Below are 22345 nucleotides of genomic sequence, written 5' to 3'. Positions count from 1 at the left end.
CCCGCGCGTGGTTCAGCCGAGCAGCCGCTGCCCCTCGGCCTCGTCGAGGATCTCGTAGGCGTCGGAATCCCGGTTGTACCACCAGGTGTCCGGCCCCGGCCGCGGGCCACCGGCCGCCTGCACGGCGCGGGTGGAGGGCCGGTAGGAGGAGCTGCGCGGAATCTCGTCGACGACGTAGACCAGATCGGGCCGCTGCTCGGCCGCCAGGGCGCGCAGCGCCTCGGTGACGTCCTTCGGTTCCAGCCGCAGGCCCGCGCGCACGCTGACCGCGGCCACCGCCAGCTGATTCGCACCGACCGGCAGGCCGTAGGCGACCTCCATATCGACCGCGGTGATGTCGTTGAGCGCGTCCACGATCGGCTGCGTGTAGACCGGGCCGCGGTCGGTGAGTATGACCGTGTCCTTGCGATCGATCAGCCAGTAGTCGCCGTCGCCGTCGCGACGGAACAGGTTCTCCGTCGGCATCCACGAGTCGCCGGGGCTGAACACGCCGCGCAGGCCGCCCGCCGAGATGTCCACGCCCTCGGAGGCCTTGCCGATGAGCAGGCCCACCTCGTTGTCGGCACAGCGGCGCGCGAACCCGGACTCGTCGTTGCCGATCCGGCCGGTGGCCGGATCGAAGGCGACGAGTTCGACCTTCGCGGTGCCCGGCACCGGGCGGCCCTTGCAGCCCGCTTTCGCGCCGGTCACGTTGGCCAGCACCACATCGCCCTCGATGGAGGCGTAGAACTCGAGCACGCGGGCGGGCGCGAACTGTTCGGTAGTGCGCCGCCACAGACCCGCGGGCATGCCGGAGCCGATGAACAGGCGGATCGGATGCCACTGGGGGATGGTGGTCGGCGGAGCTTGCGGAGCCGACGGGGTGGGTGAACCCTGCCCAGGGGGGAAGACGCCCGCGTCGAGGATGTCGCGCAGCATGGTCCAGGTGTAGGTGACCACGGTGACGCCGTACCGGTGCACTTCCTCGGCGAACCGCGCCGGGTCCAGCGAGCGGGCCAGCGCGATCCGGCTGCCGCCCGCGATCGCGCCGCCCAGGCTGACCAGCAGACCGGACGAATGATGCAGCGGCGCCAGGCAATACACGGTGTCACGGGCATCCAGATCGGCCGCGCTGGCGGTGCCGAACGCCGACAGCGCCCACCGGTGGTTGCTGATGTACTTGGTCTCGAGGCGGTCACCGGTGCCGGTGACCAGGACGAAGGCCAGCTCGCGGGCCAGCCCCGGATCGGGCCGGAACCAGGCGGGCAACCGCACCCGGGCCGGATCGATCTGCTCGAGGTCGATCACCCGATCGCTGAGCGGCAGGTCGAGCCGGCGGGTGTCGCCGCCGCCGAGCACCAGCACCCGCACGCCGGTGGCCCCGGCCTGGCACAGGTTCTCCGGATCCGAGACCAGCGCGGTGATGCCGGTGAGCTCGATCGCGCGTTCGACCTCCGAGCCCGGCGCGAGCAGCACCGCGACCGCACCCAGCCGCGACAGCGCGGCCACCGTGGCCAGGGCGCTGGGGCGGGTCTCCATCAGCACGCCGACCCGGTCGGCGGGCCGGATACCCACCGAGATCAATCCGCGCACCACATTGTCGATGCGCTCGTTCACCGCGGCGTTGGTGTGCATGCGGTCGTCGAAGAGGAAGCACTCGCGCTGCGGGGCGCGGCGGGCCTGCTCGGCGAGCAAGCGGCTCAACGAGACCCGAGTGCTCGGCCCGATCATGCCCAGGCGGGTCAGCCGGGGCAACGCCCGCGCCGCCTCACCGGCCAGCTCGATCGAACCGCGCACAGTGTTGTTGGCGATGCCCTCCAGCGCCTTGCCCGCTCCGGCGCCGGCCTCGGCGAGGCTGGCGACGGTGTGCACGACCCGGGTCGCGGCGGTGCGCGGACCCGTGGTCGGCACATGCTCGGCCATCCGGACGATCTCCTCCGGCAGCGGCCGGTCCCGGTCCATCCAATCCACCCACTGCCGCACCAGCGGCCAGGTGTGATTGGTCGCGGTGCTGCCGGCCACCAGGCCGAAATGCCCGGCCACCAGAGTCGCCTCGTACACCGCGGCGTTCGGGGCGGCGCGCACGATGCCGCGCACCGCGGCGGGCTGGCCGATATCGTCGACCTCGCCGACGAACGCCAGGATCGGGCACTCCAGCTGCGCCAGCGAGATCGGCTGATCGCGGATCACGAAGCCGCCCAGCATCATCCGGTTGTGCACCACGAACTGTTTGAGCAGGTCGGCGGCCGCCGGGCCCGCATAGCCGACCCAGCCGTCGCTGTTGAGGAAGCGGCGCTGGCGCTCCTTGGGCAGCAGCGCCTCGCGGTCGTGCAGCTGGCGCAGGAAATCGACGCGCGCCTTGGCGGTCTTCACCGGATCCAGCATCTGGAAGCCCAGGCGCACCATGGAGTCGGTGATCGGCAGCCGGGTCACGACGTGGTCGGCCAGGAAATCGGCGACCTCGCGGACCAGGCCGTAGGGCAGGCCGAACGGCATGCCCGCGACCACGTCGACCGGGCTGCCGAAGGTGACGATGCTGGCCACGCCCTTGCCGTAGCGGTAGGCGGCGGTCTGGTAGGCGAACATGCCGCCTTGTGAATAGCCCATCAGGTGCACCGGAGACCCGGTGGCCTCGCAGACCGTGTCGATCGCGCTGCTGACGGCCAGGACATGATCGGCCAGGTCGCGCTTCCAGCCGCCCTCCTCGGAGGCGGGTGAGCCGAAATCGACCACCCAGCAGTCGACTCCACCGCGGTGCAGGATGCCGACCGCGCCGTCCTCGGCGTTGACGTCCCAGATGTCGGCGTTGACCATGAGCGGCGGCACCAGCAGCGCCACCGGACTGCCGGAGGTGGTGTCGGCGGGGAAATAGCGGCGCAGCCGGTACATACGCCGACGCTCCACGACCTCGAACGGGGATGACTCGACATCGTGGGTGAGCCCGCCGAAACGGATCACCTCGAGACCGTTCTGCGCGGTCGCCATCAACCGCTGCACCGATCCCACCACGTCCCTCGTACTGAACATCACGCTCGCTCCTGGCCCTCACCCTGCACGCAACCCCGCTGCCACGAGCTTCCCATACCGGGTGTCGGTCATGGGCCGGCTGTGACAGGTTGCATGGGTCAGCGGCGCATCACGTTCTCGTACATGCTCTCGAACGGTTGCGGGGTCACGCTCAGATCGCCCCGGAACGGATAGTCCATCGCCGCGATGAGGAACAGCATCGCGCCGAGGAAGAAGGCGAACAGGCCGCCGAGCAGCAGGTGGGCGCCGCGCTCGAGGCTGAACAGGCACAGCAGCACCAGGTTGATCGCGGCCCCGACCAGGATGACCCACCACAGCACATTCGGTATCCCGCCCTGGCTGGCGTTGATCCGGTGGCGGCGGTCGGAGTCGAAGGCGGCGAACTGGTCGATGGTGGCGGCGTGCAGGATCTCCTGTGCGGGGGTTTCGGGCTGGAAACGCAGCAGGTCCTCCTGGAAGCGGGTGACCAGCGCGGTGCCGCCCATCGGCTCCTCGCCCGCGCGCAGCGTCGGGAACACGACGCGCAGCACATCCTCGGTGTAGAGGACCAGGTCGCGTTGCAGCACCGTGCGTTCGGGCTCCGGGTAGGCGCCGACCTCGCGGTAGAGCGTGCCGACCGCGGCGGCCTCGTCGGCGATCAAACCCTGTGCGTGGTCGTTGGACTCGTAGGTCGCGGCGGCGATGAGCCCGAGCAGCAGTCCGTAGAACACGCCACCGACGGTGAGCACCATGATTACTGTGTCGTTGTTGCCGGGCTCGGGCCCGAACAGGCGCAGCACGACCGGGCGGGCCAGCACGATGCCCGCGCAGGTCAGCACGACCGGTACGCCGGTCATGATCACGAACACCAGCCAGATGGGCAGCTCGTAGATCCAGGTGAACATGAGCGGCAAGAGTAGCTACCGACCCGCTACCGGCACCGTCACGCCACGATTTCCGCAGGTACGTTACCGAGTGGTGGCCTGATCGGTGACGTTTCGTTACCATCCGAATTCGATCTCGGCAATCTTCCAATTCCGCTGCGTACCTACGGGTTCGCGCCTATATTTCATGCCGTTCACAAGCCCTGCCGCGCAGATCGGCCGCCCCATCGCCGATCCCGCAGGCCGCGTCCTGGCCTGCCGTTCGATGTGAACCCGTGCAGCTCAGCGCCACCCGTTTCCATGCTCGACCTTCGCGTCCGCGCTGAACCGCGCAACCGTACCGAATTGCTCAGTGGAGGAAGATGTTTCGAGTAAGCCCCGCCGTGGGCCCGCAGTACCGACTATCGACCACCCGCCGTCGCGCCGTACCCCGCTCCTCGGCCGCCCGCAGTCATCGCTGCCGGTCGGGCCGCGCCAGCGGCTGGCACCTATGCAGCGCATCCTGAGCCGCCGATCAGGATGCTTCCGTACCGCACGTCCGAAATGTCCGTCCCAGCGCGACATTCCGGGCGTGCGGTTTTTTGTGTCCGAAATATTTCATTCGATCGTTCCCGTGTCGTAATCATCCACAACGGATGTCCAGCATTGTGCGCATTCCGCCACGAACCCGGCGGCTCTGCCCCTATCATCGACGGCGTATCCGAAACGCTTTGTCGCGGAAGTCAATTCGCTCTCTCAGCTACACCCCCGCAGGTATCCGGCCTGCCGCTTTGCTGTGCCCAGCACAGCGGTGATACGTCGAGATGAGGACACACGCATGACCATCGAAGAAATGCCCGCGCGTACCGTCGATCAGCCCAAGAGCCTCAGTACCCGAGCCGCCCGCCAGCTCGCGACCACCACCAAATCCGTTCCCCAGATGCAGGCCATCAGCTCCCGATGGCTCACCCGCGCCCTGCCCTGGGTGCAGGTCAACGGCGGCACCTACCGCGTCAACCGGCGCCTGAGCTACACCGTCGGCGATGGCATCATCACCTTCGCCATCAACGGCGGCAGCGCCACGGTGATCCCGTTGGAGCTCACCGAAATGCATCAACTGCGCGAATTCACCGACGAGGAAGCCCTCGCCGAACTCGGCCGCCATTTCCAACAGCAGGATCTCGACCCCGGCTCGGTCATCGCCGAATTCGGCAACCCGATGGATCAGGTCGTGCTCATCGTGCACGGCAAAGTCAACAAATACGGCAGCGGCCAATACGGCGAGCAGACCATGCTCGGACAGCTCGCCGACGGCGACTTCTTCGGCGACGACACACTCGTCGACGAATCGGCGATCTGGCCCGTCACCATCAAAACCGCCACGCCCACCACAGTTCTCACCCTCTCCCGCGCCGCGCTGAACCAGACCCTCGACCGGGTACCGAGCCTGCGCGAGCATCTCGAACAGATCGCCAACGATCCACGGCCGGCCCAGAACCGGCACGGCGAAGCCGAGATCGAGATCTCCTCCGGCCACGACGGCGAACCCGCGCTGCTGGGCACCTACGCCGACTACGAGATCACGCCCCGCGAATACGAACTCAGTCTCGCGCAGAGCGTGCTGCGTGTACACACCCGCGTCGCGGACCTGTTCAACGATCCGATGAACCAGGTCGAACAGCAGTTGCGGCTCACCGTCGAAGCCATCTACGAACGCCGCGAACACGAACTGGTCAACAACCCGGACTTCGGGCTGCTGCACAACTGCGATCTCAAACAGCGCATCTACACCGAATCCGGCGCGCCCACACCGGATGACATGGACGAACTGCTGAGTATGCGGCGCAGCACCAAACTGTTCCTGGCCCATCCCAAGGCCATCGCCGCCTTCGGCCGCGAATGCAACAAACGCGGCCTCTACCCCGACCCCGTCGAGGTCGACGGCCATCGCGTCCCCGCTTGGCGTGGCGTCCCGATCTACCCGTGCGGCAAGATCCCGGTCAGCGAGAACCAGACCACCGCGATCCTCGCCATGCGCACCGGCGAAAAGGACCAGGGCGTCATCGGGTTGCACCAGACCGGAATTCCCGACGAATACGAGCCCAGCCTCAATGTGCGATTCAAGGGCATCGACGACCAGTCGATCATGTCCTACCTGGTGAGCTGCTACTTCTCCGCGGCTGTCCTGGTACCGGACGCGCTCGGAATGCTCGACAACGTCCTCGTCGCCCGGCAGACCGACTGAGCCGACCGAGCCGATCGCAAGCGTTTCCACGTTTTACCGAGAGAGGATGATCCAGAATGACCATGCTCGATCCTGAATCGGTGCTGCGCACCCGGTATCAGAAGTCCGTCGCCGAATACTGGAACAACAACCCGAACGATGATCGGGTCAACACCAAACTCGGCGAGGTCGATGGCCTCTACCACCATCACTACGGCATCGGGGAACCCGATCTCTCGGTACTGGAGGGTCCGGAGGAAACACGACAGCAGCGCCTGGTCACCGAACTGCACCGGCTCGAAACAGCGCAGGCCGAATTCCTGCTCGACCACCTCGGCGACGTGCGCCCCGGTGACCGGCTGCTCGACGGCGGCTCCGGCCGCGGCGGCACCAGCTTCATGGCCAATCAGAGATTCGGCTGCCAGGTCGACGGCGTCACCATCTCGCAGTATCAGGTGGATTTCGCCAACGCTCAGGCCGCCGACCGCGGCGTCACCGACAAGGTGCGGTTCCATTTCCGCAATATGCTCGACACCGGTTTCGACAGCGGATCCCGGCGCGGAATCTGGACCAATGAGACCACCATGTACGTGGACCTCTTCGAGCTGTTCGCGGAATTCTCGCGCCTGCTCGAACCCGGCGGCCGCTATGTCTGCATCACCGGCTGCTCCAACGATGTCACCGGCGGCCGCTCGTCCTCGGTCAGCTGGATCGACGCCCACTACGGGTGCATGATCCATCCGCGCGGCGAGTATTTCCGCGCGCTGGCCGCGAACAATCTGGTGCCGATCGACGTGGTCGATCTCACCGCGACGACCATCCCGTACTGGGATCTGCGCACCCACTCCGAACTGGCGACCGGCGTCGAGAAGCCGTTCCTGACCGCCTACCGGGAGGGGAGCTTCCAGTACCTGATGATCGCCGCCGATAAGGTGGGCAGGTGACCGAGCAGCACACAACGACCGACCGCGAAGCCCTGCCCGTCGAGCTCGTCGACGCGGCCGGGCGCGCGGTCGGTGCGTGCCCGGTAGCCGAGGCGCACACCGCGCCCGGGCGGCTGCACCGCGCGTTCTCGGTGCTGCTGTTCGACGCCGCCGGGCGGGTGCTCCTGCAACAGCGGGCCGCGGTCAAGACCCGGTTCCCGCTGCTGTGGGCCAACACCTGCTGCGGGCATCCCGCACCGGGCGAACCGGTTCCGGCGGCGGCCGGGGTACGGCTTGCGCAGGAGCTCGGCCTGTCGACTCCGCTGCGGGAGGTGGGCGAGTTCGTCTACCAGGCGCAGGATCCGGCGACGGGTCGCGTCGAATACGAGTGGGATCACGTGCTCATCGGCACGCTCGACGGCGAAGCGCCGGCACCGGATCCCGCCGAGGTCGCTGCGGTCGCGTGGGTGACGCCGGACGAGGTCGCCAACGCCATGTCCGAGAACCCTGGTGCGTACACACCGTGGTTGGCGCCTGTTCTGAAGATCGCGACCGAGGCGAGCGCCTGACTCTCCATCCAATGCTGTTCTGTAATCCGGGCATTCGATGAATGCCCGGCACCTTCGGGTGGGCGAATAAAATGCATAAATTCGCATATCTAGATGGTGGGATGTCTGTAACAACTGCACAGTTTGATTCGACAACCAAGTGTCCGGCTCAGGGCGAACGCGCGCGACGCGTCTGAAACCTTGGGCAATTCACAGGTACGACACAGGATCCGGCCAGCCGCGCGGCGGATCCTGGTCGGTGTACAGATATTTCCCGGCGAGCGAGGTGTGCGATGGTCGAGGTCGAACTCACGCATGACAACACGGTGCGAGTGCACGTGCTCGGCGGACACCGCCTGCTCGCCCTGCGCGACGAAGTCACCCTCGAGGTCGGGGCCATCACCTCGGTCACCCGCGCCGAGGTCGATCTGCGGCCCCCGTGGATCCGCACGCCCGGCACCTTCTTCCCCGGCGCCATCGCCGCCGGCACCTTCCGCGGGAAGGGCCGAAAAGAGTTCTGGGACACCAACTTCAAAGGCCATGCCATCCGCATCGATCTCGATGGTCCCGGCTACACCCGCCTGGTCGTCGACGTCGCCGATCCCGATGCCGCCCTCGCCGAACTCAGCTCCGCCGTCGCCGCCTGATCCCCGTTCCCCAGCGTGATCTCCGCTCGCCCCGGCGGGACCTCCGCTCGCCCAGCGCTGATTTACGCTGTACGGGAGACGGAAGGGCTGATCGACGATGACCAAGCAGTTCGTGGACCGCCGATACGCGCGGCTGGTAGCCGAATTCGATCGGCTGTTCCGCCGCCCCGAGGACGGCGGCGGCGCGCTCACCGTCTATCAACACGGCGAACCCGTCGTCGATGTGTGGGCCGGGCACGCCGCGCCGGGACGCGAATGGCAGCACGACACCGTCGCCATGGCGTATTCCACCGGCAAAGGCGTCGCGTCCACGCTGCTGCATCGGCTCGCCGAACAGCACCTGCTGCACTACGATTCGCCGGTCGCGGACTACTGGCCGGAATTCGCGGCCGCCGGCAAAGCGCACATCACCGTGCGCGACCTGCTCACCCACCGCGCCGGCCTGCACCGGCTACGCGGCCTGCTGCCCGGACCGGCCGACGGTTTCCTCGACGACGCCGCCGTCACTTCGGCGCTCGCCGCCGCCACGCCCGACCCGCGGCACCGCGCGACCAGCGGCTACCACGGCATCACCTACGGGCATCTGGTCGCCGAGCTGATCCGCCGGGTCAGCGGCTCGAAGTTCACCGAACTGCTGCGCACCGAGATCGCCGAACCGCTCGGCGCCGACGAACTCTGGTTCCGGGTGCCCGACAGCGAACGGCATCGCATCGCACCGAATTTCCCGCGCCTGACCATCGCGGGCATGAGCTGGGAACGCAGCAGCGCCCTGCTCGGCCGCACCCGGTTCGCCGCGGCCGCCGACACCACACCCGTCGGATTCGCCGATCTCGTCGCCGATCCGCGGCTGCACGATTCGGTGATGCCGGGCGTCAACGGCGTCTTCTCGGCGCGCGCACTGGCCCGCCTGTATGCCGCGCTCGCCAATGGCGGCGAGCTCGACGGCTACCGGCTACTCCGGCCCGAAACCATCGAAACCGTCGGCACCCGCCAGATTTTCACCCCCGACTACGTGCTCGCCTTCCGCATCCCCTGGGCCCTCGGCTACCACGGCGTCCCCATGAAACCCTCCAAATCCGACCCCGTCTCCGCCTTCGGCCATTTCGGTCTCGGCGGCTCCGGCGCCTTCGCCGACCCCGCCACCGGCATGTCCCTCGCCTTCGTCACCAACCGCCTCGGCGGCAAACTCACCCCCCTCGGCGATGCCCGCCTGGCCCGCCTCGGCACCATCACCCACAACATCGCCAAATACAGCTGACCAGTCCTGCACCACCCGCGCCGACATCGCAACGCATCCGAACACCAGACCCCGACGGCACCGGACATGCAGCCGCTGCCAGCAGACCCGTGCGCTAATACACGCGCAGTCGTCCATCCGGGCCGCATCCCATGGAAACCGACACCCGTCCACCCGTAACGCGAAGCCCCGCAACCCGACCGGACCAGTCTGCTCGAAGCGCCCTCGTCCCAGTTGTGAACCGAGCCCTCTGCAAACCGCGTCGCGACGCCACGGCACACGAGCAGCGGCTGATTTCAGTGCGTTCGACCTGGATCGAACTCGGACCGCTCCAACAGGAACTTCGAGATCAACCCGCGCAGATCTGGAACTTGCGCACCACCCAGCTCGCGAGCATCGCATCCGCCCGCCGGACAATGCCCCGCATCCAGGCCGATACCTCGGCTGATCCCGACCACCTATCCCCAGGCAGCCGAAGCACCGCCCGCAACAGATCACCCGGATAAAGTGACCGGCGGCAAGCGGATTCACCTCCAGCTGATCCAACGCCCGAGGAAGAACTGCCCTGGTTCCAACATCCTGGCACACCATGATGCGCGGGCCCTCGATATCCAGTTCTCCGATCGGAGCCGCGTATACCGCTGAGCTGCGAAACTGGGCGGTCCGTCATCCCCAGCGCAGTCGAGCGGATCGTCGGCCGGGTCGATCTCCAGAGCCCGGAGCTGGTCGGCTCGCTGCGCACCCCGCATTTCTGCGGCTCGCCCGGATAGACCAGCGAGGTGCGGATCGCGGTGTCGACATCCCTGTGCGGATCTCAGCGCAAGCAGGTGATTCAGCCCGAGGCAACGCTGCCGGGTCAGGCGGGACACGATGTGGTTCGGGCGATGTGGTGTGCGTGGCGGTCGGCGCGATCCGGACCGGTCGAGGTGAGGACGACCGGGGTGGCGAGTTGTTCTGCGAGCCAGGTGATTCGGTTCGGTGGTCGGCGGGTGAGTCGGGGGGTGGCGGTGGCGAGGAGGGTGGTCAGGTTCTGCTGGTGGGTCAGGTCCTGCCAGGGGCCGAGGGCGAGGTCGTCGACTGTGCCGGTGGGAGTGTCGTATCCGGTTGATACATAAGGGGTTTCGACATCCACATGAGTCAGAGCGAGTGCGTCGATGCCGTCGGCGGCGGCGACGGCGTAGCGGAGTAGCGGTAGGTCGAGGTGGCCGCGGCGGAAGGGGCCCTGGTAGGGGCCGTCGATGTTGTGGGGTTCGGGGAGATCGAGGGTGGGGTCCTCGGTGGGGAACGGGCCCGCGCCGTGGCGGGTCAGGTAGGTGCGGGTGACGCCGAGGGTGGCGGCGGAGGCGCCGATGGCCGCGAGCATGGCGCGGGCGTTGCGCGGCTCCACCGTGGACCAGGTGGTGTGCGGGTGCAAGCCGCGCCATTCGTCGAGCAGGATGCCCTGTGCGCCTTCGAAGATCAGGCGGCCGCGGGCGGCGAGTGCCGCCAGTTCGCCGTCGTCCACGATACGGACGGCGGCGCCGAATTCGCTGTACATGGCGATGAGGTCGGTGATCGGCTCGTAGCGGTGCGCGCTCGGGGCGATCACCGGGCCGTAGTGCGCGGCCAGCAACTCGAGTTTCTGCCGCAGCACTCGGGGTCGTAGGCAATCCGCGACGGTCGGCGCCTCGTGTTCCAGTGCGTACGAGGCGGTTTCACCGATACCACGACCGCAGGAACCGTGCCGTGAGTAACCCCTCGCGTCCTCGCGAGCCCGGTTCGCCGCGATGTGGATCGGCGTGGTGAGCAACGCCCGGCCGTCGATCCGCAACAGCGACAACGGATCCGGCACCCCGAGCGCCGCCAGTTGCCGCGCCTCCCCCGCCAGCGCGATCGGCTCCACCAGCATGTGCCGCGACAGCAAGGTCGGTACGCCCGAGAACGTCCCCGACCCGAACTGCGCGAACGTGTGATGCCGTCCTTCTGCCACCACGTTGTGCGCCGCCTGCGCGCCACCGTTGAACCGCACGACCGCCGACACCTCCAATCCGGCTGCCGCCGAACACAACCAGTCGACGGTCGCCCCTTTCCCCGCATCGCCGAACCCCAGATCCACCACGATCACATGCCCGTCGAACATCACGACACACCCCTTTCGAATCAATTCCGTCGCCTACGCCACCAGCCGCCCGGCCCACGTTGCACCAGGGCTTGGCCCTGCTGGTGACCTCCGAGCAGCGTCCGCTGATCGCCGCGGTCATGCTCACCGCGCAGAGCTGCCCGGGGTGCACCTCGTCGTCCGAGTCACCGGACATCCCTGTCGCGCGCGGGACGGCGACTTGCCGTCACAGCCGTGCGTGTGGTCGTGCGCACCGGCGACGACCGGAGGCACGCGGGGCGTCAGTGGCCTGCGGGCAGTGCTCGTGGGCCGCTGTCCCGCAGCGCTTTTCCTACCGCGGCAACCTCCGCGGCCGATCCCAGGTCGGACAGGTCGGTGAGGCCGGTGTCGAGGTCGACGCGGTCTTCGGTGAGGCCGATGGTGAGGGCGATGAGTTCGCAGACGGCGGCCGGGTCGTCCAGGCGCAGGAAGTTCTGGCCGAGCAGGGCGCGCCAGTGTTCGGCGATCTCGGGATCGTTGTAGTAGCTGGACTGGTTGGGCAGGATGTAGTAGACGTGCCAGCGTTCGGCCAGCTGCCGGTAGATCGAATCGACCGAAATGTCCTTGCGCACATGGTCGCCGACGACGGCGCGGATGTGTCGCGAGGCCAGCTTGCGCTTGTTCAGCTCGTCACCGATGAGGAACAGGTAGCCGCGTGTGCGGCGCTTGTCCCAGGCGTCGGTGGCGATGTGGGTGGCCATGAAATAGGCGGCCAGTTCATAGCTTTCGGACTTCTGCCCGCCGCCCCCGCCTTCGAGCAGGATGTTGCGCAGTTGCTCGTCCATCCGGTTGTCGGATTCGAACTGCCCGACCTGCAACGGAACCCGATCGCAGTCGGCGTCACCGACGGCGCCGAACAGGATCTGCGGATCGTCGGCGTAGCCTTTGCGTTGCAGCAGCCCGTGGAGTTTTCCGAGCTTGCGCTGCATGATGATCGGCACCTGCCCCATCGAGCCGGTGACGTCGAACAGCACCGCGATGGGCAGCGAATTCCCATGCTCGGCCGAGTCGCGACATTCCCGCACATCGACGCCGAGCGGATCCAGGTCCGGGTGTGCCTGCCAGGTGTCGTAGGGCCGGTCGCGCAGTTCGGCGGTGTAGCCGAAATCGTCCAGTCCCCGGCTGGCACGGTAGGTCTTGGCCGCGCGGTAGGCGGTGTCGTCCCAGTGTCCGTATCCCATGGTGATCATTCCTCCCGTTCGATCTGTTTTAGTGTAGAAGACCAAAACAACGCCCGTCAAGGATCTACACTGCTGGAGTGGACCCGCTGACCCAGATCCGGGCGATCTGCCGCGCGCTACCGGAGAGCACCGAGCGACTCAGCCACGGCTGCCCCACCTTCTTCGTGCGCGGCAAAACCGTGTTCGTCACATTCACCGAGAACGCCTACGGCGAGGACGGGAACACCATCTGGTGCCCCGCCCCCGCCGGCGTGCAGGAGGAGCTGATCGACGCCGAACCCGAGCGCTTCTTCCGCCCGCCCTATGTCGGTCACCGCGGCTGGCTCGGCGTCCGCCTGACCGTCGATCCGGACTGGTCGGAGATCGCCGAGATCGTCCGCGACGCCTACCGCCAGGTCGCCCCGAAAAAGTTGCTCGCCCAGCTGGATCAGCCGGCGACCGGCTCGGCGAGCCCGTCGGAGGTGAGCTCCACCCGGCGGGTCACCCCGATCTCGTCCAGAAACCGCGGATCGTGACTGACCACGATCAGCGCCCCCTCGAATCCGGACAGCGCCTGCGTGAGATGGTGCAGGCTGGGCAGATCCAGATTGTTGGTCGGCTCATCCAGCAACAGCAGTTTCGGCGCGGGATCGGCCAGCAGCAGCATGGCCAGGGCCGCCCGTAACCGTTCCCCGCCCGACAGCGCACTCGCCGACACATCGGCGTCGGTGCCGCGGAACAGGAACCGTGCCAGCTGCGCCCGAATCTGCTGCGGCGTGGCGTGCGACGCCGCCGCCGCGACATTCTCGAAGACGGTCAGCGTCTCGTCGAAGACATCCAGGCGCTGCGGCAGCATCCGCCACGGCACCTTCGGCCCGGCCGCCGAGATATGGCGCAGCAGTGTGGTTTTGCCGGCGCCGTTGCGCCCGGTCAGGGCGATCCGCTCCGGACCCGCCACCGTCAGGCTGACCGTCGGCCCGCACGCCAGGCGCACCTCGTCCAGCTCGATGACCTCCTGGCCCGGATACAGCCGGGTGTCGGGGAGCTGGATCCGGATCTCCTTGTCCGCGCGCAGCAGTTCCTCGGCCTGATCCAGGTGCTGTTTGGCGTCCTCCAGCTTCTCCATGTGGTTGTTGCGCAATTTCCCGGCCGAGACCTGTGCCTGCCGTTTGCGTTCGCCCATCACGATTTTCGGCTCCCGCTTGGTGTCCCACATCTTCTGGCCGTAGCGTTTGCGCCGGTCCAATTTGATCCGGGCCTCCACGAGTTCCTGCGCTTGCTTGCGCACATCGCTGCGGGCGTCGCGAACCGCGGCGCGCGCCGCGTCCTGCTCGGCCTGGATGATCCGCTCGTAGGCACTGAAATTGCCTCCGAACAAACGCATTTCGCCCTGCCGGAGCTCGGCGATGGTGTCCATGCGATCCAGCAGCTCCCGGTCGTGGCTGACCGTGAGCACCGTGCCGGAGAACTGGCCGATCACCTCGTAGAGGCGCTCGCGCGCCACCTGATCCAGATTGTTGGTCGGCTCGTCCAGCAGCAGCACATCGGGTTCGGTGAGCAGCTGGGCAACCAGGCCGAGCAGCACCGTCTCACCGCCGGACAGGGTGTCCAGGCTGCGATCGAGTTGCGCGGCGGAGTCGGCCAGATAGTGCAATCCGAGCCGGCCGAGCAGGGCGACGGCGCGTTCCTCGACATCCCAGGCGGCGCCGACCGTGTCGAAGTCGGATTCGTCGCCGGTCCCGGATTCGATGCGGTGCAACGCTTTGCGGACCCCGTCGATGCCGAGCACGGCGTCCACGCGCTGCCCGTCGGTGAGCCCGAGGTCCTGGCGCAGGTAGCCGAGTCGTCCCGAGACGGTGACCGATCCGCGCATCGGGCTCAGCTCACCGGTGATCAACCGCAGCAGTGTGGATTTGCCCGCACCGTTGCTGCCGACCAGGCCGATGTGACCGGCATCGAGTACCGCCGCGAGCCCGTCGAAGACCGGGGTGCCGTCGGGCCAGGTGAAGGTGAGATCGGAAATAGACAGAAAAGACATGCGTCCTCCTGAGGTTGCGACGGTATCGCGGCGCGCACTGTGCGGGCCGCCCGAAAGCGCTACCTCAGAACTTCAACGGCATGACTCCGATCAACGGGAACAAGACTCGAATACTGTACGCAAACATCCCACGTCTACGCCAGTGAATTGGCTCACACCTTGACGATGGACGTCAGGGGGTAGACACCCTGACGCGCGCGACCGCCGAGGAACTCGAGCTCCAGAACAACTGCGGCGGAGACGATTTCGGCGCCGGCCTGGGTGAACAGATCGGCCGCGGCGGCCAGCGTGCCGCCGGTGGCGAGCACGTCGTCGAGCAGCAGCACCCGCTTGCCCGCCAGATCGAGCCCATCGGCCGGGATCTCCAGCGACGCCGACCCGTACTCCAGGCTGTATTCGCGATTCAGCACCGGCGGGGGCAGCTTGCCGGCCTTGCGCACGGCGACCACACCGGTGCCCAGGGTCGCGGCGACACCCGCGCCCAGCAAGAAGCCACGCGCGTCCACGCCCGCGACCAGATCGGCGTCGGGGGCACACGCCGCCAGGCAGTCGATGACCGTCCGGAAGCCTTCGGCATCGGCGAACACCGGGGTCAGATCCGCGAAACGCACTCCGGGTGTGGGGAAATCGTCCTGCCACCGGGTGAGGCGCTGCACCAGCCGAGCCGCCTGGGCGGTCCGCTCGGCCACGAGTTCCTCGGATTCGATCGCCGCGTGCTTGCTCATCGAGCCCTCTCCATGGTCACCTGCACTCACCGCTGCAACACCCAGCGGTCCATATTCCATCCGGTCCCCGCCTGCGCGGAACTGGCAACGCCGTTCTGCAATCCGTCGGCGAACGCGATGGTGCGGGGAGTGGCGAACAGGGGAATGCTCGGCATCTCCGCCCACAGCAGGTTCTCGCCCTCGGTGAGCAGATTCAACTGAACCGTCGAATTATCGTCGGCGGCAAGCTGATCGGTAATCGAATCGTAGCGGCCATTGCCGAATCGGCCGAAATTGAGGCCGTTTCCGGTGCGGAACGCGCTGGTGGCGAACACCGCGGACTGCGCGCCCGCCGGGCCCGGCGCCGCGGCCGTACCGCCCAGCACGGCGTCGACCTTGCCCGCGGCCAGCGCACCCGGATCGAAGTCGGCGGCCCCCGCGTCCACGACCGTGATACCCGCAGGCTTACACGCTTCGGCGATCACCGCGACGGTGCGCGCCCGCCGCTCGTCCGGCCCGAGATAGCCGATGCGGATGGTTTGCCCGGCAGCCTTTGCGGCGGTCAGCGCTGCGGTCGCGGCGGCGATATCGGTGTTCTTGTACTTCTCCGCGGCGGCGGTGACCGCCGGATAGTAGAGCGAATCCTGCTGCACCGTCCGGGAATTCAACGGGCCGGAACCGAGACCGGTCTTCGGCAGATCCTGGGCCCGGCCGAGCTGGTTGTAGAGCTCCTGGCGCGGCACACACAGGGCGAACCCGCGGCGCGCGTCCGCCGAGGCGAACACGCCCCCGGTGCCGAGCACCAACTGTTCGGCGCCGCGGCCGGGCACCGTCCGGGTCGAGAACCCGTCCAGATTCAGACCCGCGACCGAACCGCCGCCGATATCGACCACGCTGACCGAACCGTCACCGATCTTGGCGCCGAGCTCGGCCGAGCGGCCGTACACCACGATGCGCCCGGTCGCGGCCTTGTTGCCCCACCAGCGCTCGTTCGCGACGAGCACCAAACCCTCGGCGGGACCGAAGGATTCGATCCGGTAGGGCCCCGAGGACGGGAACCGGGTGACATCCAGGCCCGCGGACAGCTTCCAGCCGGTGTTCCAGAACTCGGCCAGCCGCCCGATGCCCGCGGCGTCACCGGTCTGCACGGCGGTCACCGCGTTCGGCAGATTCGCCGCCCGCGCCGCCACATGCGACGGCATCAGCTCACCGGCGGTGAACAGATTCCGCCAGTACTGGTAGTACCGATCCGGCCGGAACACCACCGTGGCGTCCTTGGAGCCGGGCTGGCACTCCACCCGTTCGATATCGGCGTAGCCCGCCGTGCTCGCCGCGTCGAACAGCGGGCCGCCGCCGGGCGCGGTGAAGCGGCCGCTGCGCGCCGCCCAGGTCAGATACAGGTCATCACACGAGGTCGGCACGCCGTCGGAGTACACACCGTCCGGGTTGAGCCGGTACTGGATGGTCTGGGTCTCGCCCGGCACCTCCTTGGCGGTGCCGACATCGGTGTCGGCGACCTGCTGGCCGTCCGGACCGGTGTAATAGAACCCGGTCAGCACCCGGCCGAACACGGCGGCCGCGCCGCTGCTCGCGCCCAGGGTGCTGCCGCCGTTGTAGCTCGCGATCACGGCGTCTACGGCGTATCCGATGGACGGCACCTGGTTCTTGCTCGAGCACCCGGCCGCCAGGGCGGCGACCGAGGCACCCGCCGCGACCACTCCGATCAATCGCACCAAGACGCGTGATCGCTGCATATGAACGAAACCCCCTGGGGTACTAGTTCCTTCGCTTGTGCCGTTTCCCGCTCGGTCGCGCGCCCGGCTCCGGAGTCTGTCCGGCGGCGCGCCGCACCTCACCACTCGACGCCGCCCGGCCGGTGGCGGCCACCGCCCGCTGCTCGGCCGCGGCCATGGCCCGCGCGCTCGCGGCGCCGGACCGCTTGGCCAGCACCTTCCTGGTGTGCGCGGCCACCGGGCCGAACCGCTCCTTGAGCGAGACCAGCAGCGGCGTCGCGAAGAAGATCGACGAGTAGGTGCCGACCAGCAGACCCACCAGCTGCACCAGCGCCAGATCCTTGAGCGTGCCGACGCCCAGCAGCCACACCGCGATCACCAGCAGGCCGACAATCGGCAGAATGCCGATCAGGGCGGTGTTGATCGAGCGCATGAGCGTCTGGTTCACCGCGAGATTGGCCTGCTCACCGTAAGTACGCCGGTTCACGTGCAGAATGCCGCGGGTGTTCTCCTCGACCTTGTCGAACACGATCACCGAGTCGTACAGCGAGAAGCCGAGAATGGTGAGAATGCCGATCACGGTGGCCGGGGAGACCTCCAGGCCGACCAGCGAGTAGATGCCCGCGGTGACCACCACGTCGAACACCATGGCGGCCAGCGCGGCGATCGCCATATCCCGTTCGAAGCGGACCGTGATGTACACCGCGACGATCGCCAGGAACACCGCGAGCGCGATCAGCGCCTTCTTGGTGATCTGGCCGCCCCAGGTCTCACTCACATCCGAGACGCTGATCGCCGCCAGACTCGCCTTGCCGCTGGAATCCTTCGGCTGGAACTCGTCGAACAGGGCGGCCTGCAACGCCTCGACCTGCCGCTGATCCAGTGCCTCGGAGCGGATCAGCATATTGCTGGTCGAGCCCGCGCCGACCTTCTGCACCGACTCCGGGTCGGTGCCGATCGCACCGCGGTAGACATCTTCGACCTGACTCTGCTCGACCGCGCCCGGGAACTGGATCCGGGTGCCGCCCTCGAAGTCGATGCCGAAGTTGAAGCCGCGCAGCAGCATGCTGCCCAGCGAGATCAGCAGGATCACGGCCGTGATCGCATACCACATCCGGCGGCGGCCGATCACGTCGATCGCGCCGGTGCCGGTGTAGAGCCGGCTGAAGAAGCCGTGCCTGGCCCGCGCGTCGTAGGTCTCGTCGTAGTCCACGGCGTCCTCGGCCTCGCGCTTGCGCATCGACGGGCTGGTCTGGTTGCTCATCGAGTCCTCACACCTTCGGAGAGTGTCGCGCCGGCGGCCCGGCGCTCCCGTGCCACCTCCTGGATCGCGCCCAGGCCGTTGACACCCGGCTTGGCCCAGAACTGCGACCGCGAGGCCAGCAGCACCAGCGGCGCGGTCACCAGGAACACCACGACGACGTCGAGGACGGTGGTGAGACCGAGCGTGAACGCGAAGCCCTTCACCTGACCGACGGCGAGGATGTACAGCACCGCGGAGGCGATCAGGCTGACCGCGTTACCGGAGAGAATGGTGCGCCGGGCCCGCTGCCAGCCGCGCGGCACCGCCGAACGGAAACTGCGGCCCTCACGCATCTCGTCCTTGATGCGCTCGAAGAAGACCACGAACGAGTCGGCGGTCATACCGATACCGATGATCAGGCCCGCGATACCGGCCAGGTCGAGAGTGAACCCGATCCAGCGGCCGAGCAGCACCATGATGCCGTAGACCGCGAGGCCCGAGGCGATCAGCGAGAGCGCGGTGAGGAAACCGAGCATCCGGTAGTAGGCCAGGCAGTACAGCAGGACCACCGCCAAGCCGATGGCACCGGCCAGCAGGCCCGCGCGCAGCGAGGACAGACCCAGTGTGGCCGAGACGGTTTCGGCCTCGGAGGTCTCGAACGACAGCGGCAGCGAACCGTACTTCAGCGTGTTGGCCAGCTCCTTGGCGCTGGCGGCGGTGAAGTTGCCGGAGATGGTGGTGCCGCCGAACTGGTTCGCGGCCTGCACGATCGGCGCGCTGACGGCTCGGGAGTCCAGCACGAAGGCGATGTACTTCTGGTAGTACTCCTGCGTGAGCTTCGCCCACACATCGGAGCCGGTCGACTTGAAGTCGAGTCGCACGACATTCTGCGACTGCGTCGTGTCGAAACTGGAGACGGCGTCCTTGATCTCCTCGCCGTCGATCCGGCTCTTGTCGAGCAGATACTTTTGCTGTCCATTCGTCGAACAGGTGACCAGCGGAAGATTCGGGTCGTCGTTGCCCGCCAGCGGATCGGTCTTCGTGCAGTCCAGGGCGGCCAGCGCCGCCTGCTGCACCGCGGGATCGGTGCTCTGCCGGGTGGCCTTCGCTTCCGCGATCTCCTTCTGAGCGGCCTGCTGCGGAGTCAGCTGGTCCGGGCTGGCGGGCGGAGTCGGGGCCTGTGCGGGGAACACTCGATTCTGCGGGGCCGGAGGCGTCGCTTCTTCGGCCGGCGGCTCGGGCTGGGCCGGCTCGACGGGCGCCCCCTCGGGGGCCGGTTCCGGTGCCGGCGCGGGTTCCGGCGCGGGTGCGGGAGCCGGCGCGGGTGCCGGTGTGGGCTGCGGGGTCAGTCCAGCGGTAGCGGGCACCGGCTGTCCGATGACCGGTCGAATGTTGAGTTTCGCGGTCGTGGCGAGCGTGCGTGCCTGCTGACCGTCGTCACCGGGCACGGTCACCACCAGGTTGTCCCCGTCGATGATCACCTCGGAGCCACCGACACCGAGCCCGTTGACCCGGGTTTCGATGATCTCCTGCGCCTTCTTCAGGCTGTCCTGGCTCGGCCTACTGCCGTCGGGCGTGCGGGCGGTCAGCGTGACCCGGGTACCACCCTGCAGGTCGATGCCGAGTTTGGGCGTCGGGGATTTGTCCCCGGTGAAGAACACCAGCGCATAGATCACGGCCAGCAGCGCGGCGAAAACGCCGAGCAGCCGGAGCGGATGTTGCGCCGATCCCTGTGAAGGTGGCACAGCAGGTATCTCCTAGGCGGAAGTCGAGTGGAACGTGGAGCAGCACACAGCGACCCGGAGGCTACCGCGTATGACGTGGAACGGATACAGCCTCAGGGTCGCGCGGGCGGAGATCAGTCCTTGGTCAGCCGAGTTTCGGGCTTGTCGGCCGGCTCGTCGGCGGCGGGAGTCTCGACGGCGGCGGCCGGGGCCTCCTCGACGGCCGGAGCCGATTCCTCCGGCTCGTCGCCGGTGGCGGCATCGGCGGCGTCCTCGGTGCGCACCTCGCGGATCGCCGAGCGCATCCAGGTGGTAACCACATCCTCGGCGATCTCCAGGTCGACGGTGTCCTCGTCGACCTCGACGACGGTGCCGTACAGGCCCGAGGTGGTGATGACACCGGCGCCGGGCACGAGGCCCGCCTGCATCTCGGCCATCTTCGCCTGGTGCTTGCGCTGGCTGCGGAACTGGAAGAACATCAGCGCGGCCAAGCCGACCGCCATGATGAGGAGAAGGTCCATCGTCGAAGTCAGTCCCTAGTGTCGTGGATGAATGGACGGATACGCCCCTAGTCTGCCAGTTCCGGTATCGGCCGCCACATCGGCACGCCTCGAGACGGCGGCGGGCCCCGCCGCGGGGCAGCGGCGGGGCCCATGGAACGCGTAGCTCAGGCGGGGGTCTTCATGCCCGCCGCGCCGAAGGTGTAGTCGGTCAGGGGGAAGCCGACGGCGTGGCGATGGGTGGTGACGGTGCTGCTCGGGCGCAGCAGCGCGGCCTCGCCGTGCTGGTTGAAGTAGTAGCTGCGGGCCGACGCGCAGTCGCCGCCGTAGAACACCGAGTCGCCGAGCTTGTCGGTGACCTCGCCGAGGAACCGGTCGTTGGCCGCCGCGGTGACCTCGAAGGTCTGTTCGCCGCGGCGGAACATCTCACCGAAGAGACGGCCCATGTGCTTCATCTGCGCCTCGATGGTGGTGAAGTAGGACAGGCCGCTGTAGGAGTACGGGCTGTTCAGGCTCAAGAAGTTGGGGAACTTCGGCACGGTGATGCCTTCGTAGGCCTGGAAGCGGTTGTCGCGCCACCACTTTCCGAGGTCGACGCCGTCACGGCCGATGATCTCGACAGCCGGGAAGTTCACGTCCCACAGGTTGAAGCCGGTGGCCAGGATCAGGGTGTCGATCTCGGTCTTGTGGCCGTCGGCGGTGACGATGCCGTCGGGCTCGATGCGCTCGATCGAATTGGTCTCGAGCCGCACATGCGGCTGATTGAAGACCTTGAAGTAGCGATTGGAGAAGGTGGGGCGCTTGCAGCCGAAGTCGTAGTGCGGTGTCAGCTGCTCGCGGGTGCGCTTGTCCCGTACCTGCGCGAACAGGTGTGCTTTGGCGAGCGCGGCCGCGCCCTTGTTCAGCAGCTTGGCCTGCTTGTAGTGCAGCACGCCGACCACCATGATCGCCTCGAGCAGGCTGGTGTTGGCCAGGCGCGCGGCCCGCTGCGCGGCCGGGACCTTGGCGAACAGCTGCTGCACCGGGGCCGGGATCGGGGTGTCGACCTTCGGGACCACCCAGATCGGGGTGCGCTGGAAGACGGTGAGCTCGGCGACCCGCTCGGCGGCCTCGGGGACCAGCTGCACGGCGGTGGCGCCGGTGCCGATCACAGCGGCCTTGCGGCCGGTGAGGTCGAAATCGTCCTCCCAGGCGGTGGTGTGCAGGATCTTGCCCGCGAAGCTGTCGATGCCGGGGAACGGCGGGGTGTAGGGCTGGGAGAGGAAACCGGTCGCCGTGAGCAGGTAGCGGCCGGTCAGCGTCTCGCCGCCCGCGAGGGAGACCGTCCAGTGCTGCGCGTGCTCGTCCCAGCGGGCGCCGTCGACGACGGTGCCGAAGCGCATGCGGCGGCGCAGGCCGTACTTGTCGGCCACGTGCCCGGCGTAGCGCTTGAGTTCGCGCCCCGGCGCGAACAGGCGCGACCAGTAGGGGTTGGGCTCGAAGGAGTACGAGTAGGTCACCGAGGCGATGTCGACGGCCAGGCCCGGGTAGTGATTGACATGCCAGGTACCGCCGAGATCGTCCTCCCGCTCCAGGATGACGTAATTGCTCAGGCCGAGCCGGTCGAGCTCGATGCCCGCTCCCATTCCGCCGAATCCCGCACCGACCACGATGGCATCGAATTGAGGCGCCACGTCGAA

17 protein-coding genes and 1 pseudogene are annotated in these 22345 nt (G+C 67.8%); 6 read left to right on the top strand and 12 right to left on the bottom strand.

Going from position 1 to position 22345, the window contains the following annotated elements; all coding sequences use genetic code 11:
• Window positions 1-12 precede the first annotated feature (12 nt).
• Window positions 13-3006, bottom strand: coding sequence for an AMP-binding protein (locus ACFVMC_RS22790; protein ID WP_379213187.1), 2994 nt, complete (start codon window positions 3004-3006; stop codon window positions 13-15).
• 98 nt (window positions 3007-3104) lie between these two features.
• Window positions 3105-3890, bottom strand: coding sequence for a hypothetical protein (locus ACFVMC_RS22785; protein WP_379213185.1), 786 nt, complete (start codon window positions 3888-3890; stop codon window positions 3105-3107).
• A 796-nt stretch (window positions 3891-4686) separates the two neighbouring features.
• Here ACFVMC_RS22785 and ACFVMC_RS22780 point away from each other — a divergent pair.
• From ACFVMC_RS22780 to ACFVMC_RS22760, 5 genes are all read left to right on the top strand, one after another.
• Window positions 4687-6093 carry a family 2B encapsulin nanocompartment shell protein gene (locus tag ACFVMC_RS22780; protein ID WP_379213183.1) on the top strand — a complete coding sequence of 469 codons (1407 nt, stop codon included), beginning with the start codon at window positions 4687-4689 and terminating at the stop codon, window positions 6091-6093.
• A 56-nt stretch (window positions 6094-6149) separates the two neighbouring features.
• Entirely contained in the window at window positions 6150-7016 is an 867-nt protein-coding gene (locus ACFVMC_RS22775) for a geranyl diphosphate 2-C-methyltransferase (RefSeq protein ID WP_379213181.1), read from the top strand.
• Window positions 7013-7564: an isopentenyl-diphosphate Delta-isomerase gene (gene idi / locus ACFVMC_RS22770; protein WP_379213179.1), complete on the top strand. Its 552-nt coding sequence runs from the start codon at window positions 7013-7015 to the stop codon at window positions 7562-7564. Before ACFVMC_RS22775 ends, idi begins: the two co-directional genes overlap by 4 nt.
• 272 nt (window positions 7565-7836) lie before the next feature.
• On the top strand, window positions 7837-8190 hold the full coding sequence (locus ACFVMC_RS22765) for a hypothetical protein (protein ID WP_379213177.1): 354 nt from the start codon (window positions 7837-7839) through the stop codon (window positions 8188-8190).
• A gap of 97 nt (window positions 8191-8287) precedes the next feature.
• Window positions 8288-9448 carry a serine hydrolase domain-containing protein gene (locus ACFVMC_RS22760; RefSeq protein ID WP_379213175.1) on the top strand — a complete coding sequence of 387 codons (1161 nt, stop codon included), beginning with the start codon at window positions 8288-8290 and terminating at the stop codon, window positions 9446-9448.
• 495 nt (window positions 9449-9943) lie between these two features.
• Here ACFVMC_RS22760 and ACFVMC_RS22755 read toward each other — a convergent pair.
• The 3 genes and pseudogenes from ACFVMC_RS22755 to ACFVMC_RS22745 all read right to left on the bottom strand — a co-directional run.
• Window positions 9944-10054: pseudogene (locus ACFVMC_RS22755) on the bottom strand (contact-dependent growth inhibition system immunity protein); the annotation flags it as partial.
• Window positions 10055-10283: 229 nt separating this feature from the next.
• Window positions 10284-11546 carry an adenylosuccinate synthetase gene (locus tag ACFVMC_RS22750; RefSeq protein ID WP_379213294.1) on the bottom strand — a complete coding sequence of 421 codons (1263 nt, stop codon included), beginning with the start codon at window positions 11544-11546 and terminating at the stop codon, window positions 10284-10286.
• 260 nt (window positions 11547-11806) lie between these two features.
• Window positions 11807-12745, bottom strand: coding sequence for a hypothetical protein (locus ACFVMC_RS22745; RefSeq protein ID WP_379213173.1), 939 nt, complete (start codon window positions 12743-12745; stop codon window positions 11807-11809).
• Between the two features lie 77 nt (window positions 12746-12822).
• On the opposite strand from ACFVMC_RS22745, the gene ACFVMC_RS22740 reads away from it, so the two are divergent.
• Window positions 12823-13260 carry an MmcQ/YjbR family DNA-binding protein gene (locus ACFVMC_RS22740; RefSeq protein WP_379213171.1) on the top strand — a complete coding sequence of 146 codons (438 nt, stop codon included), beginning with the start codon at window positions 12823-12825 and terminating at the stop codon, window positions 13258-13260.
• Here the strand turns inward: ACFVMC_RS22740 and ACFVMC_RS22735 are convergent.
• The 7 genes from ACFVMC_RS22735 to ACFVMC_RS22705 form a co-directional block, all read right to left on the bottom strand.
• On the bottom strand, window positions 13173-14762 hold the full coding sequence (locus ACFVMC_RS22735; RefSeq protein WP_379213169.1) for an ABC-F family ATP-binding cassette domain-containing protein: 1590 nt from the start codon (window positions 14760-14762) through the stop codon (window positions 13173-13175). The two genes, ACFVMC_RS22740 and ACFVMC_RS22735, sit on opposite strands and share 88 nt — an antisense overlap.
• 152 nt (window positions 14763-14914) lie before the next feature.
• On the bottom strand, window positions 14915-15487 hold the full coding sequence (locus ACFVMC_RS22730) for an adenine phosphoribosyltransferase (RefSeq protein ID WP_379213167.1): 573 nt from the start codon (window positions 15485-15487) through the stop codon (window positions 14915-14917).
• 26 nt (window positions 15488-15513) lie between these two features.
• A complete protein-coding gene (locus ACFVMC_RS22725; RefSeq protein ID WP_379213165.1) occupies window positions 15514-17220 on the bottom strand; it encodes an ABC transporter substrate-binding protein in 1707 nt (568 codons plus the stop codon).
• A 22-nt stretch (window positions 17221-17242) separates the two neighbouring features.
• Window positions 17243-18463: a protein translocase subunit SecF gene (gene secF / locus ACFVMC_RS22720; protein WP_379213163.1), complete on the bottom strand. Its 1221-nt coding sequence runs from the start codon at window positions 18461-18463 to the stop codon at window positions 17243-17245.
• Window positions 18460-20187 carry a protein translocase subunit SecD gene (secD, locus tag ACFVMC_RS22715; protein WP_379213161.1) on the bottom strand — a complete coding sequence of 576 codons (1728 nt, stop codon included), beginning with the start codon at window positions 20185-20187 and terminating at the stop codon, window positions 18460-18462. The genes secF and secD overlap by 4 nt, the downstream gene beginning before the upstream one ends.
• A 113-nt stretch (window positions 20188-20300) precedes the next feature.
• Complete coding sequence (yajC, locus tag ACFVMC_RS22710; protein ID WP_379213159.1) at window positions 20301-20687, bottom strand: preprotein translocase subunit YajC; 387 nt, start codon at window positions 20685-20687, stop codon at window positions 20301-20303.
• A gap of 146 nt (window positions 20688-20833) precedes the next feature.
• A complete protein-coding gene (locus ACFVMC_RS22705; RefSeq protein ID WP_379213157.1) occupies window positions 20834-22339 on the bottom strand; it encodes a flavin-containing monooxygenase in 1506 nt (501 codons plus the stop codon).
• Window positions 22340-22345: the final 6 nt, after the last annotated feature.

Origin of the sequence: Nocardia sp. NPDC127579 (assembly GCF_042672005.1) — a bacterium.
In the GTDB taxonomy this organism is placed as follows: domain Bacteria; phylum Actinomycetota; class Actinomycetes; order Mycobacteriales; family Mycobacteriaceae; genus Nocardia.
This window is presented reverse-complemented; position numbering and strand designations above follow the sequence as displayed.